Annotated in this window: 9 protein-coding genes; 6 read left to right on the top strand and 3 right to left on the bottom strand. The window is 61.7% G+C overall.

All coding sequences use genetic code 11. The features are described 5' to 3' along the window. Positions 1 to 82: 82 nt before the first annotated feature. From xdhA to guaD, 4 genes are all read left to right on the top strand, one after another. A complete protein-coding gene (gene xdhA, locus ACIP8I_RS14015) occupies positions 83 to 1537 on the top strand; it encodes a xanthine dehydrogenase small subunit (protein ID WP_400761852.1) in 1455 nt (484 codons plus the stop codon). Further along, the gene (gene xdhB, locus ACIP8I_RS14010) at positions 1530 to 3929 is read left to right on the top strand and encodes a xanthine dehydrogenase molybdopterin binding subunit (RefSeq protein WP_400761850.1); all 2400 of its coding nucleotides are present in this window, start codon (positions 1530 to 1532) and stop codon (positions 3927 to 3929) included. Before xdhA ends, xdhB begins: the two co-directional genes overlap by 8 nt. Positions 3930 to 4073: 144 nt before the next feature. Next, a complete protein-coding gene (gene xdhC, locus ACIP8I_RS14005; RefSeq protein WP_007961057.1) occupies positions 4074 to 4931 on the top strand; it encodes a xanthine dehydrogenase accessory protein XdhC in 858 nt (285 codons plus the stop codon). A 13-nt stretch (positions 4932 to 4944) separates the two neighbouring features. Next, a complete protein-coding gene (guaD, locus tag ACIP8I_RS14000; RefSeq protein WP_400761847.1) occupies positions 4945 to 6249 on the top strand; it encodes a guanine deaminase in 1305 nt (434 codons plus the stop codon). A gap of 182 nt (positions 6250 to 6431) precedes the next feature. On the opposite strand, the gene ACIP8I_RS13995 is transcribed toward guaD, so the two are convergent. Next, complete coding sequence (locus ACIP8I_RS13995; RefSeq protein ID WP_007961054.1) at positions 6432 to 7196, bottom strand: GntR family transcriptional regulator; 765 nt, start codon at positions 7194 to 7196, stop codon at positions 6432 to 6434. Positions 7197 to 7606: 410 nt separating this feature from the next. On the opposite strand from ACIP8I_RS13995, the gene ACIP8I_RS13990 reads away from it, so the two are divergent. Next, positions 7607 to 8797 carry a benzoate/H(+) symporter BenE family transporter gene (locus tag ACIP8I_RS13990; protein ID WP_041067769.1) on the top strand — a complete coding sequence of 397 codons (1191 nt, stop codon included), beginning with the start codon at positions 7607 to 7609 and terminating at the stop codon, positions 8795 to 8797. 130 nt (positions 8798 to 8927) lie between these two features. On the opposite strand, the gene ACIP8I_RS13985 is transcribed toward ACIP8I_RS13990, so the two are convergent. Then, the gene (locus tag ACIP8I_RS13985; RefSeq protein ID WP_003223308.1) at positions 8928 to 9272 is read right to left on the bottom strand and encodes a YggL family protein; all 345 of its coding nucleotides are present in this window, start codon (positions 9270 to 9272) and stop codon (positions 8928 to 8930) included. Positions 9273 to 9505: 233 nt separating this feature from the next. On the opposite strand from ACIP8I_RS13985, the gene dacB reads away from it, so the two are divergent. Further along, the gene (dacB, locus tag ACIP8I_RS13980) at positions 9506 to 10966 is read left to right on the top strand and encodes a D-alanyl-D-alanine carboxypeptidase/D-alanyl-D-alanine-endopeptidase (RefSeq protein WP_064586770.1); all 1461 of its coding nucleotides are present in this window, start codon (positions 9506 to 9508) and stop codon (positions 10964 to 10966) included. A gap of 158 nt (positions 10967 to 11124) precedes the next feature. On the opposite strand, the gene ACIP8I_RS13975 is transcribed toward dacB, so the two are convergent. Beyond that, positions 11125 to 13512: a diguanylate cyclase gene (locus ACIP8I_RS13975; RefSeq protein WP_400761844.1), complete on the bottom strand. Its 2388-nt coding sequence runs from the start codon at positions 13510 to 13512 to the stop codon at positions 11125 to 11127. Between the last annotated feature and the right edge of the window lie 90 nt (positions 13513 to 13602).

Here is a 13602-nt window from a genome sequence, read left to right as displayed (position 1 = left end):
AGAAAACCATTGACCGAAAAGTCAGACCTGCTAAATTCGGCTCAAGTCGGTTAACAACAATAATGAGTCTGCGAGGCCTTCCGTGATCCAGTTTTTACTTAACCAGGAACTCCGTAGCGAGCACGCCCTGGACCCGAATCTGACCGTGCTCAATTACCTGCGCGAACACGTGGGCAAATCCGGCACCAAAGAAGGCTGCGCCAGCGGCGACTGTGGCGCCTGCACCGTGGTGGTCGGCGAGTTGCAAACGGATGACGCCGGCCGCGAACACATTCGCTATCGCAGTCTCAACTCGTGCCTGACATTCGTTTCGTCGCTGCACGGCAAACAACTGATCAGCGTCGAAGACCTCAAGCACCAGGGCGAATTGCACAGCGTGCAGAAAGCCATGGTCGAGTGCCACGGCTCGCAATGCGGCTTCTGCACCCCCGGCTTCGTCATGTCGCTGTTCGCCCTGCAAAAGAACAGCGATGCACCGGATCAGGCCAAGGCGCACGAAGCGCTGGCCGGCAACCTCTGCCGCTGCACCGGCTACCGGCCGATCCTCGCCGCCGCCGAACAATCCTGCTGTGGCAAGCAACCGGATCAGTTCGATGCCCGCGAAGCCGAGACCATCGCCCGCCTCAAAGCCATCGCCCCGACCGATATCGGCGAACTCAACAGCGGCGACAAGCGCTGCCTGGTGCCGCTGACCGTCGCCGATCTGGCCGACCTCTACGACGCTTACCCACAAGCCCGGCTGCTGGCCGGCGGCACCGATCTGGCGCTGGAAGTCACCCAGTTCCATCGCACCCTGCCGGTGATGATCTACGTCGGCAACGTCGCCGAGATGAAGCGTATCGAAACATTCGACGACCGCCTCGAAATCGGCGCCGCCACCGCCCTCTCCGACTGCTACGAAGCGCTGAATGCCGAATACCCGGATTTCGGCGAACTGCTGCACCGCTTCGCCTCGCTGCAGATCCGCAATCAGGGCACCCTCGGCGGCAACATCGGCAACGCCTCGCCGATCGGTGATTCGCCCCCGCTGCTGATCGCCCTCGGCGCGCAGGTGGTGCTGTGCAAGGGTGAAACCCGGCGCACGCTGAACCTGGAAGATTATTTCATTGACTACAAGGTCACCGCGCGCCAGGAAAGCGAGTTCATCGAGAAGATCATCGTCCCCCGCGCCACCGCCGAACAGCGTTTCCGCGCCTACAAGGTCTCCAAGCGTCTAGACGATGATATCTCCGCCGTCTGCGCCGCGTTCAACCTGCGCGTGGAAAACGGCGTAATCACCGACGCGCGCATGGCGTTCGGCGGCATGGCCGCGATCCCGAAACGCGCCGCTCACTGCGAAGCCGTGTTGCTCGGCCAGCCGTTCAACAGCGCCGTGGTCGAACGCGCGTGCGCAGCACTGGCCGAAGACTTCACGCCGCTCTCGGACTTCCGCGCCAGCAAGGAATATCGCCTGCTCAGTGCGCAGAACCTGCTGCGCAAATACTTCATCGAACTGCAAACACCGCACATCGAGACTCGGGTGACCGCTTATGTCTAACCATCACGGCGTAGAGAAAACTCAAGCTGAACTGGCGGAACTGTTCGCCAGGGACCTGACCACCGGCGTCGGCCGCAGCGTCAAGCACGACAGCGCCGCCAAGCATGTGTCCGGTGAAGCGCAGTACATCGACGATCGCTTGGAATTCCCCAATCAGTTGCACGTTTACGCACGGCTGTCGGACCGCGCCCACGCGAAAATCATCAGCATCGACACCAAGCCCTGCTACGCCTTCGAAGGCGTGCGCATTGCGATCACCCACGAAGACGTGCCGGGCCTGAAAGACATCGGCCCGCTGCTGCCGGGCGATCCGCTGCTGGCCATCGATGACGTGCAGTTCGTCGGGCAACCGGTACTGGCCGTGGCCGCGAAAGACCTGGAAACCGCACGCAAAGCGGCAATGGCGGCAATCATCGAATACGAGGATCTCGAACCGGTGCTGGACGTGGTCGAAGCCCTGCGCAAACGCCACTTCGTGCTCGACAGCCACACCCACCAGCGTGGCGATTCGGCCTCGGCATTGGCCACCGCCGAACACCGCATCCAGGGCACGCTGCACATCGGCGGCCAGGAACACTTCTATCTGGAGACGCAGATCTCCTCGGTCATGCCCACCGAAGACGGCGGCATGATCGTCTACTGCTCGACGCAGAACCCTACCGAAGTGCAGAAACTGGTGGCCGAAGTGCTCGACGTGTCGATGAACAAGATCGTCGTCGACATGCGCCGCATGGGCGGTGGTTTCGGCGGCAAGGAAACCCAGGCCGCCAGCCCGGCGTGCCTGTGCGCGGTGGTTGCGCACCTCACCGGCCAGCCGACCAAAATGCGCCTGCCACGGGTCGAAGACATGCTGATGACCGGCAAGCGTCACCCGTTCTACGTCGAGTACGACGTCGGCTTCGACAGCACCGGGCGCCTGCACGGCATCAATATGGACCTGGCCGGCAACTGCGGCTGCTCGCCGGACCTGTCGGCGTCGATTGTCGACCGGGCGATGTTCCACTCGGACAACTCGTACTACCTCGGTGACGCCACCATCAACGGTCACCGCTGCAAGACCAACACCGCGTCGAACACCGCTTACCGGGGTTTCGGCGGCCCGCAAGGGATGGTCGCCATCGAAGAAGTGATGGACGCGATTGCCCGTCACCTCAACCTCGATCCACTGGCCGTGCGCAAGGCCAACTACTATGGCAAGACCGAGCGCAACGTCACTCACTACTACCAGACCGTCGAGCACAACATGCTCGAAGAGATGACCGCCGAACTGGAAGCAAGCAGCCAATACGCCGAACGCCGCGAAGCGATCCGTCGCTACAACGCCAACAGCCCGATCCTGAAAAAAGGCCTGGCGCTGACCCCGGTAAAATTCGGCATCTCCTTCACCGCCAGTTTTCTCAATCAGGCCGGCGCGCTGATCCACGTCTACACCGACGGCAGCATCCACCTCAACCACGGCGGCACGGAAATGGGCCAGGGCCTCAACACCAAGGTCGCGCAGGTGGTGGCCGAAGTGTTCCAGGTGGAAATGGATCGGGTGCAGATCACCGCCACCAACACCGACAAGGTGCCGAACACCTCGCCGACAGCGGCCTCCAGCGGCGCTGACCTGAACGGTAAAGCGGCGCAGAACGCCGCCGAGATCATCAAGCAGCGTCTGGTGGAATTCGCTGCGCGGCACTACAAGGTCAGCGAAGAAGACGTGGAATTCCACAACGGCCATGTGCGCGTGCGTGATCACATCATGACCTTCGAGGCGCTGATTCAGCTGGCGTATTTCAATCAGGTCTCGCTGTCGAGCACCGGCTTCTACAAGACCCCGAAAATCTACTACGACCGCAGCCAGGCCCGTGGTCGGCCGTTCTACTACTTCGCCTTCGGCGCGGCGTGCTGCGAAGTGATCGTCGACACCCTGACCGGCGAGTACAAGATGCTGCGTACCGACATCCTCCACGACGTCGGCGCCTCGTTGAACCCTGCGATCGACATCGGTCAGGTCGAGGGTGGTTTCATTCAGGGCATGGGCTGGCTGACCATGGAAGAGCTGGTCTGGAACAACAAGGGCAAGCTGATGACCAACGGCCCGGCCAGCTACAAGATCCCGGCCGTGGCGGACATGCCGCTGGACCTGCGGGTGAAGCTGGTGGAAAACCGCAAGAACCCGGAAGACACGGTGTTCCATTCCAAGGCCGTGGGCGAACCGCCGTTCATGCTCGGGATTGCGTCGTGGTGTGCGATCAAGGACGCGGTAGCGAGCCTTGGTGACTACAAGCATCAGCCGCAGATCGATGCACCGGCGACCCCGGAGCGAGTGTTGTGGGGGTGTGAGCAGATGCGCCAGCTGAAGACCGTGAAAGCGGTCGAAGCTGAAACCGAGTTGGCTCCGCTCTAAGACCGAGGTGCGGCTTATCGCTGGCAAGCCAGCTCCCTCAGTGATCTGTGGTGATTTCAGGATTTGCGGTACACCACAAAACCTGTGGGAGCTGGCTTGCCAGCGATGAGGCCCGAACAGACAACGATGTTGTAGGGGTGAACTATGTACAACTGGATCGACGCCCTCGCCGACCTGCAGAACCAGGGCGAACCCTGCGTTCTGGTGACGATCATCGAAGAACTCGGCTCGACCCCGCGCAATGCCGGCTCGAAAATGGTCGTCAGCGCGAAACAGACCTTCGACACCATCGGTGGCGGGCATCTGGAATACAAAGCCATGCAGATCGCCCGCGAGATGCTCGCCAGCGGCAAGCAGGACACCCATCTGGAGCGCTTCAGCCTCGGTGCCAGCCTCGGCCAGTGCTGCGGCGGCGCCACCGTGCTGCTGTTCGAACCGATGGGCCAGGTGCAGGCGCAGATCGCCGTGTTCGGCGCCGGGCATGTCGGTCGCGCGCTGGTGCCGCTGCTCGCCAGCCTGCCCTGCAGGGTGCGCTGGATCGATTCGCGGGAAGAGGAATTCCCCGACCAGATTCCCCACGGCGTGCGTAAAATCGTCGCCGAAGAGCCTGTGGATGAAATCGACGACCTGCCCGCCGGCAGCTACTGCATCGTCATGACCCACAACCATCAGCTCGACCTGGAACTCACTGCCGCGATCCTCAAGCGCAACGACTTCGCCTACTTCGGCCTGATCGGCTCGAAGACCAAACGGGCCAAGTTCGAACATCGCCTGCGTGATCGCGGTTTCGACAGCGGCGTCGTGCAACGCATGCGCTGCCCGATGGGCATCGGCGAAGTCAAAGGCAAACTGCCTGTGGAAATCGCCATCTCCATCGCCGGCGAAATCATCGCCACCTATAACGCCAATTTCGGCCAGCACAGCGCCAGCGCCGAACCGATTGCCAAACTGCTGCCGGTTTCGCGGCGCAGTCAGGCCGCCAAACTCAAAGCCTCAAACTGATTAGAGAACCCTCATGCCTCTGACTCGCAAAGCCTACCGCGCCGCCATCCTGCACAGCATCGCCGACCCCGCCGAAGTCGGGATCGAAGCCTCCTACGAATATTTCGAAGATGGCCTGCTGGTGGTCGATGGCGGCAAGATCAGCGCCCTCGGCCACGCCAGCGAACTGCTGCCGACCCTGCCTGCGGACATCGAGATCACCCACTATCAGGACGCGCTGATCACCCCGGGCTTCATCGACACCCACATCCACCTGCCGCAAACCGGCATGGTCGGGGCCTACGGCGAGCAACTGCTGGACTGGCTCAACACCTACACCTTCCCGTGCGAAAGCCAGTTCGGTGACAAGGCCCACGCCGATGAAGTGGCGGATATTTTCATCAAGGAACTGCTGCGCAACGGCACCACCACCGCGCTGGTGTTCGGTAGCGTGCACCCGCAGTCGGTGAACTCGTTCTTCGAGGCCGCCGAGAAACTTGATCTGCGGATGATCGCCGGCAAGGTGATGATGGACCGCAACGCGCCGGACTATCTGACTGACACCGCCGAATCGAGCTACGTCGAGAGCAAGGCGCTGATCGAGCGCTGGCACGGCAAGGGCCGCCTGCACTACGCCGTGACCCCGCGTTTCGCGCCGACCAGCACCCCGGAGCAACTGACCCTCGCCGGCCAACTGTTGACCGAATACCCGGATCTGTACATGCAGACCCACATCAGCGAAAACCTCAAGGAAATCGAGTGGGTCAAGGAACTGTTCCCGGAGCGCAAGGGTTACCTCGACGTTTACGATCACTACAAGCTGCTCGGCGAACGCTCGGTGTTCGCCCACGGCGTGCACCTGTGTGACGACGAATGCGCGCGACTGGCAGAAACCGGCTCGGCAATCTCGTTCTGCCCGACCTCGAACTTCTTCCTCGGCAGCGGCCTGTTCAACCTGCCGATGGCCGAGAAGCACAAGCTGAATGTCGGCCTCGGTACTGACGTCGGCGGCGGCACCAGTTTCTCGCTGCTGCAAACGCTGAACGAAGCCTACAAAGTCATGCAGTTGCAGGGTGCGCGGTTGAGTCCGTTCAAGTCGCTGTACCTGGCGACCCTCGGCGGTGCGCGGGCGCTGCGTCTGGAAGACAGGATCGGCAACCTGCAACCGGGTTCAGACGCCGACTTCCTGGTGCTGGATTACAACGCTACACCGTTGCTCAGCTACCGCCTGAAACAGGCCAACAACATTGCCGAAACGTTGTTTGTGCTGATGACGCTGGGCGATGACCGCACGGTGCAGCAGACGTATGCGGCGGGGGCTTTGGTGCATCAGCGCTGAGTTTTCCCAAGGCATAAAAAATCCCCCAGCGCTTTTTAGCCTGGGGGATTTTTGTTGCCTGTCAGATTGCTATCGCTGGCAAGCCAGCTCCCACAGGTTTCTCGGTGTATCGCAGATTCGGTGAACCCCACAAATCCCTGTGGGAGCTGGCTTGCCAGCGATTGGGGCGACTCGGTGTCAGCTCAAAGCTTGGCCGCCGGGCGCCCAGGCTTCTTGGTCTGCAACAAATGCGAGAACACCGCATGCAGATCATCCGACGCACTTTCCTCATCGAGGTTGAGCTTGCTGTCGATGTGATCCATGTGATGCATCATCAGGTCCACCGCCAGCTCACCGTTGCGCGCTTCGATGGCGTCGATCAACTGGGTGTGTTCGTCATACGAGCAATGCGAGCGGTTGCCGCTTTCGTACTGGGCGATGATCAGCGAGGTCTGCGAAACCAGGCTGCGCTGGAAGCTGATCAGTGGCGCGTTTTTCGCCGCTTCCGCCAGTTTCAGGTGGAATTCGCCCGACAGACGGATACCGGCACCGCGATCGCCACGGGAGAAGCTGTCGCGCTCGTCGTTGACCATCTGGCGCAATTCGGCGATCTGCTCGGCGGTGGCGTGCTGCACGGCCAGTTCGGTGATCGCGCGCTCCACCAGACGCCGGGCCATGAACACCTGCCGCGCTTCTTCAACGCTCGGGCTGGCGACCACGGCGCCACGGTTCGGCCGCAACAGCACCACGCCTTCATGGGCCAGACGCGACAGCGCGCGGCGAATGATGGTGCGGCTGACCCCGAAGATTTCCCCCAGCGCTTCTTCGCTCAATTTTGTACCGGGCGCCAGACGCTGTTCGAGGATGGCCTCGAAGATATGCGCGTAGACAATATCGTCCTGGGTTCCGCTGCGGCCGGCTTTGCCTGCTCGCGGTTGTTTCTTGAGGGGTTGCAACTGTTCGTTCATGGGCACTCGAGTCGGGAGAACTGCGGCGAATAGACCGTGACTGTAATACGGCACAGTAGGTCGCTGGCAAGTATCGCGTAAAAAACAGCGCGATTGTACACAATGGATGGTGGCAACACGACTGTATGGCTGTTTGTGACCACGGCTGTATTGCAACGATCCGTTACGATTGAGTTTAGGCTTAAACACCAAAACCGCCGCCGTACCCAACATTGTGGCGAGGGAGCTTGCTCCCGCTCGGCTGCGCAGCAGTCGTAAACCCAAGCGACGCAAGTGGATTGAAATACCGCGTCGCCCATATTGGGACAGCTTCGCTGCCCAGCGGGAGCAAGCTCCCTCGCCACAAAAAACCGGGCACGCACACAGACCTGCTGGATTCACTGCTTTCCATAAGAAGGAACACCGCCGTCATGAACGACGCCACCTACACCCGCCTGCGCCCTCTCGCCGACACTTCGCCTTCGGCGATCGTCGCCGGTTTCATTGCGATGATGACCGGCTACACCAGTTCCCTGGTGCTGATGTTTCAGGCCGGACAAGCGGCGGGCCTGAGCAGCGGGCAGATTTCCTCGTGGATCTGGGCGATCTCGATCGGCATGGCGGTGTGCTCGATCGGCCTGTCGCTGCGCTATCGCACACCGATCACCATCGCCTGGTCTACACCGGGTGCAGCCCTGCTGATCACCAGCCTCGGTGGCGTCAGCTACGGCGAGGCCATCGGCGCCTACATCACCTGCGCGGTGCTGGTGACGATTTGCGGCCTGACCGGCAGCTTCGAACGCCTGGTGAAAAAAATCCCGGCGTCGCTGGCGGCGGCGTTGCTGGCGGGGATTCTGTTCAAGATCGGCAGCGAAATCTTCGTCGCCGCGCAGCATCGCACCGGGCTGGTGCTGGGGATGTTCTTCACTTACCTGCTCGTCAAACGCCTGTCACCGCGTTACGCGGTGCTTGCCGCGCTGCTGATCGGCACCGCGTTGTCGGGCTTCATGGGTCTGCTGGATTTCAGTGGTTTCCATCTGGAAGTGGCAACGCCGGTGTGGACCACGCCGCACTTCTCGCTGGCGGCGACCATCAGCATTGGCATCCCGCTGTTCGTGGTGGCGATGACCTCGCAGAACATGCCCGGCATCGCCGTGCTGCGCGCCGACGGCTACAACGTCCCGGCCTCGCCGCTGATCACCACCACCGGCATCGCCTCGCTGCTGCTGGCGCCATTCGGCTCCCATGGCATCAACCTGGCAGCCATCAGCGCAGCGATCTGCACCGGCCCGCACGCCCATGAGGATCGCAACAAGCGCTACACCGCCGCGGTCTGGTGCGGGATTTTCTACGGGATTGCCGGGGTGTTCGGCGCCACGTTGGCGGCGTTGTTTGCCGCGTTGCCGAAGGAACTGGTGCTGTCGATTGCCGCGCTGGCGCTGTTCGGCTCGATCATCAATGGGCTGAGCATTGCCATGACCGAGGTCAAGGAACGCGAGGCGGCGCTGATTACCTTCATGGTCACGGCGTCGGGGTTGACGCTGTTTTCCATTGGGTCGGCGTTCTGGGGGATTGTGGCGGGGGTGCTCACCTTGCTGATACTCAACTGGCGTAAAGCTTAAAGCAAAAGATCGCAGCCTTCGGCAGCTCCTACAGGGAAACGCATATTCCCGTGTAGGAGCTGCCGCAGGCTGCGATCTTTTGATCTTCCCAAAAAAAACGGCGACCCTCAGGTCGCCGTTTTTTTCAGTATCACTTAGCCGCGTTGATCGGCTTTTCCGGATACCAGACGTCCAGCAGCGGGCTGACGGTCATGCCAGTCAGTTCGCTACGGTTTTTCAGCCAGGCTTCAACGGCAGCGCGCTGCTCTTCGTTGACCGAGCCACGCTTCTGCAGGCAAACCAGACCGAAGTCATCGCCGCCAACATAACCCAGACCGTTGGCTTCCATGGCTTCTTTGATGAATGCTTCGAGGAAAGCGTCAATGGCTTCTTCGGACAAGTCTTCTTTGAAGTCCAGGTTCAGTTCGAAACCCAGCTCTTGGAATTCATCAACGCACAGTTTTTTGCGCAGACGCTGGGAACGGTTAGTCGCCATTGGAACAATCCTCTTAAGTAATAACGGCCGGCACTTTACCAGTTTAAGCGGTCAATTGCCCGACTCTCTGGGCGCGATGGCGACCGCCCGTAAAAAAAATAACCAAATGGCCGCCCCGGGCAAGGCACAAGCTGTTACACCTTGGGGCATAATGCCGACACTTTCATGACCACTGAGGGCTTTTTCATCCATGCCTTCGTTATTTTCCCCTCTTGTGCAGGGTTTTATTTCAGATGATCAAATCGTTGCGTCCACTGTTTCTCGCCGGCCTTCTTCTGCCTCTGGCCCTGCCGGTTTCTGCGGCCACTATCAATACCGCCCTCACCCCTAACGTCGAAAAAGCCCTCAAGGCCAGCAAGCTGCAGCCGACTGCGCTGTCGCTGGTGATGATTCCGCTCGACGGCCCGGGTAACCCGACCGTGTACAACGCCGACGTCTCGGTCAACCCGGCCTCGACCATGAAACTGGTCACCACCTACGCCTCGCTGGAAATGCTCGGCCCCAACCATCAGTGGAAAACCGAGTTCTACACCGATGGCGATCTGAGCGGCGGCATTCTCAACGGCAACCTGTACCTCAAGGGTGGCGGCGATCCGAAGCTGAACATGGAAAAACTCTGGCTGCTGATGCGTGATCTGCGCGCCAACGGCGTGACCCAGGTCACCGGTGACCTGATCCTCGACCGCAGTTTCTTCATCCAGCCGCAACTGCCCGAGTTCAACGACGACGGCAATGACGAGAACAAGCCGTTCCTGGTCAAACCCGACTCGCTGCTGGTCAACCTCAAGGCCCTGCGCTTCGTTGCGCGCAATGACGGTGGCCGGGTGCTGATCTCGGTGGAGCCGCCGATCGCCAGCGTGCGCATCGAAAACACGGTCAAGGCGCTCAACTCCAAGCAATGTACCGGCGGCGTGCGCTACAACCCGGTGACCCAGCCTGACGGCAGCGTGACCGTGACCGTCGCCGGCCAGTTGGGCGATGGCTGCAGCTCGCAGACTTACCTGTCGCTGCTCGACCACGCGACTTACACCGCCGGCGCCGTGCGCGCGATCTGGAAAGAACTGGGTGGCAGCATCCAGGGCAAGGATCGTCTCGCCGCGACCCCGAGCAGCGCCAAGCTGCTGGCCCGCGCCTACTCGCCGGATCTGGCGGAAATCATCCGCGACATCAACAAATACAGTAACAACACCATGGCCCAGCAGCTGTTCCTGAGCCTTGGCCAGAAGTACCGCAACGAAGCCGACGGTGACGACGCCAAGGCCGCACAACGCGTAGTCCGCCAGTGGCTGGCGAAGAAAGGCATCACCGCGCCGCACCTGGTGATGGAGAACGGCTCCGGGCTGTCGCGCGCCGAACGCGTCAGCGCCCGCGAGATGGCCAACATGCTGCAAGCCGCCTGGCACAGCCCGTACGCCGCCGAATACATCAGTTCGCTGCCGATTGCCGGCACCGACGGCACCATGCGCAAACGCCTGAAGACCACCGCGATGCGCGGCGAAGCCCACGTCAAGACCGGCACCCTGAACACCGTGCGCGCGATCGCCGGCTTCAGCCGCGACGTCAACGGCAACACCTGGGCGGTGGTGGCGATCCTCAACGACAAGGCCCCGTTCGGTGCGTCTTCGGTGCTGGATCAGGTGCTGCTGGATCTGTACAAGCAGCCGCGCCTGCCGCAGACCGCTTCAGCGCTGTAAGCCACCCTTAAACCTGTGGAAGCAACTCTCTGTGGCGAGGGAGCTTGCTCCCGCTGGGCTGCGCAGCGACCCCAATGATTTTGTGAGCGCTACGCACTCAAGCGGGAGCAAGCTCCCTCGCCACAAAACAGGGTTCCACAGGGGATTGGTGTAACGGCTCAGCTCATCTGCTCCACCCGGTCACGCCCGCCCTGCTTCGCCGCATACACCCCCGAATCCGCCCGCAGCAACAGCGCATCCGCGCCCTCCCCCGGGCGCCAGCTGGCGATGCCGAAACTGGCCGTCACCACCCCGACCACATCCACCGGCGCACTGCGCAGGCCTTGCCACAACTCCACCGCCAGGATGTACGCGTGCTCGCCGTCGATGTCCGGGCACAGCACCATGAACTCTTCGCCGCCGAGACGACAGAACACATCGGTACGCCGCAAACGATGGCCGATGCGTTCGCACACCGCCTGCAGCACCCGGTCGCCCACGGCATGGCCGTACTGGTCGTTGATCCGCTTGAAGTGATCGATGTCGAGCATGATCACTGACAGCTCGCCGCCGCCGCGCTCGACCCGGGCCATTTCGGTGGTCAGGCGTTCCTGGAAGTAGCGGCGGTTATGGATGCCGGTCAGCGAGTCGGTCACCGACAGCGCCCGCAGCTCCTCTTCCACCCGCTTCAGATCGGAAATGTCCGAGATGTAGCCGTGCCACAGCACGCCGCCGCCCGGCAGCTCTTCGGGCGTCGCCTCGCCGCGCACCCAGCGCAGGCCACGCTCGGGCAACTGCACACGGTATTCCTCGCGCCATGGGCTGAGGCTGTCCGCCGAGGCGCGGATCGAGCTGCGCACTCGCGAGACGTCTTGTGGATGGATACGGGTGAAAATCGCCTCGGCATTGAGCAGCAGCACGTCCGGCTCCAGCTCGTAGATCTCGCGGATGCCATCGCTGGCATAAATCACGCTGAAGCGCCCGTCGAATTCCATCTTGAATTGGTAAATGCCACCGGGCACGTGAGCGCTGAGTTTCTTGAGCAACACATCCCGCGCCGCCAGCGCTTCGTGCACGCGCTTGCGCTCGGTGATGTCGATGCAGATCGCCAGATGCCCGACCCACAAACCCTGCTCATCGAGCACCGGGGTGGCAAGCATGTTTACCGGCAGATGACTGCCGTCGCTGCGCACCAGCGTCCACTCGCGCGCCTCATGCCCGCCGACCTCGCCGCCTTCGACCAGCATCGCGTGGCAGGTCGGAATGCTCTTGCCGTAACGCGCGCTCAACTCCGCCGAACGCGCGGCCAGCTCTCGCGGCAGATGCAGGTTCTCCAGAGTCATGTGGCCGACCACATCGGCGCTGCTGTAGCCGAGCATCTGTTCCGCCCCCGGGTTGAAGGTGTTGATCACCCCGCGCAGGTCGGTGGCGATGATTGCCACTTGGGTCGCGGCATTCAGCACGCCCCGCAATTGGCCGTGGGTACCCCGCAATTCCTGTTCGCGGGCGTGCAGTTCCTGCGTGCGCAGTTCGACCATGCGCAAGGCGCGCTGGCGTTGACTGACCAGCACGTAAAGCAGTGCGCTGAGCAACAGACTCAGCAGCGCCCCGAGCACCACCAGGCTGCTGATCGACGAATGGTTGGCCTGCAGAAACGCTTCGCTGGGCTGAATGTCCACTTGATAGTCATGGTCGGCCATGCGCAACAACTGCGTAGCCGACAGATCACTGGCTCCCGCTTTGTTGGCTGACTCGTAGAGCACTTCATGCTGATCGTCGGTGGACAGGTCGAGTATGCGGACGTTGAGGAAATCCTGGTGCTCCTCCGGCAGTCCGTCGGCCAGCAACTGCTGCATGCTGATCACCGCCATCACATAGCCTTGCGGCGGCCCTTTCGGCGCCTCTTCACGGGTGACCGGCGCCAGCAGCAAGACGCCCCGGGCATACGCCGGATCAATCCCCACCAGATGCAATGGCTGCGACACCACCATGTGCCCGGTGCGGTCGGCGCGTTCCAGCGTCGCCCGGCGCAGCGGCTGCGCCAGCAAGTCGTAACCCAGCGGTGTGGGCAAGCGGCTGAGGCTCTGGGTGTAGATCACCGGTACGTATTCGGGGCGATCAGCGGCGGTCTGCAACTGATCGTCAGCGTTCAGTTCACGAAAGGTAAAAGTGCTGAAGCCTTCGTTACGCACGGCCTGTTCGACCGCCGGGCGTTCGGCACGGCTGACCCGCGGCGCATAGGAATAGGCCTGGGTGCGTAATAGAAGCGGTTTGGCATAGCCGTCGAATTCGCTGCGTGAGACCGAATCGGAGTTGGCGAAGAAACGGCGCAGGCCGTCGAGACGCTGTTCCTGATCCTGGAAACGTTCTTCGATGCGGCTGTAACGCTCACTGGCCAGCAGCTGGAAGCGTTGGCGCAGTTGATGGTGAAACTGATTGAGGGTGGCCCAGGCGAGCAGCCCCGTGAGAATCCCGCCGGCGAGCAATACCAGCAGCGCGACCAGCCAGGCCGAGACGTCTTCGCTGATAAAACCCAGAATCTTTGGGCGCACGGGGTGCAACGACATAGGGGCAACTCACGACGCCATTGTTTCGGGGGGAAAACCCCATTGGCCATGAGTTGAGTTATAGCTATTAGCCATTAATTTGGCTAGCGC

It is taken from the genome of Pseudomonas sp. NPDC088414 (genome assembly GCF_044753325.1).
GTDB lineage: Bacteria > Pseudomonadota > Gammaproteobacteria > Pseudomonadales > Pseudomonadaceae > Aquipseudomonas.
The sequence above is the reverse complement of the archived record's forward strand: the minus strand, read 5'-3'. Positions and strand labels throughout refer to the sequence as shown.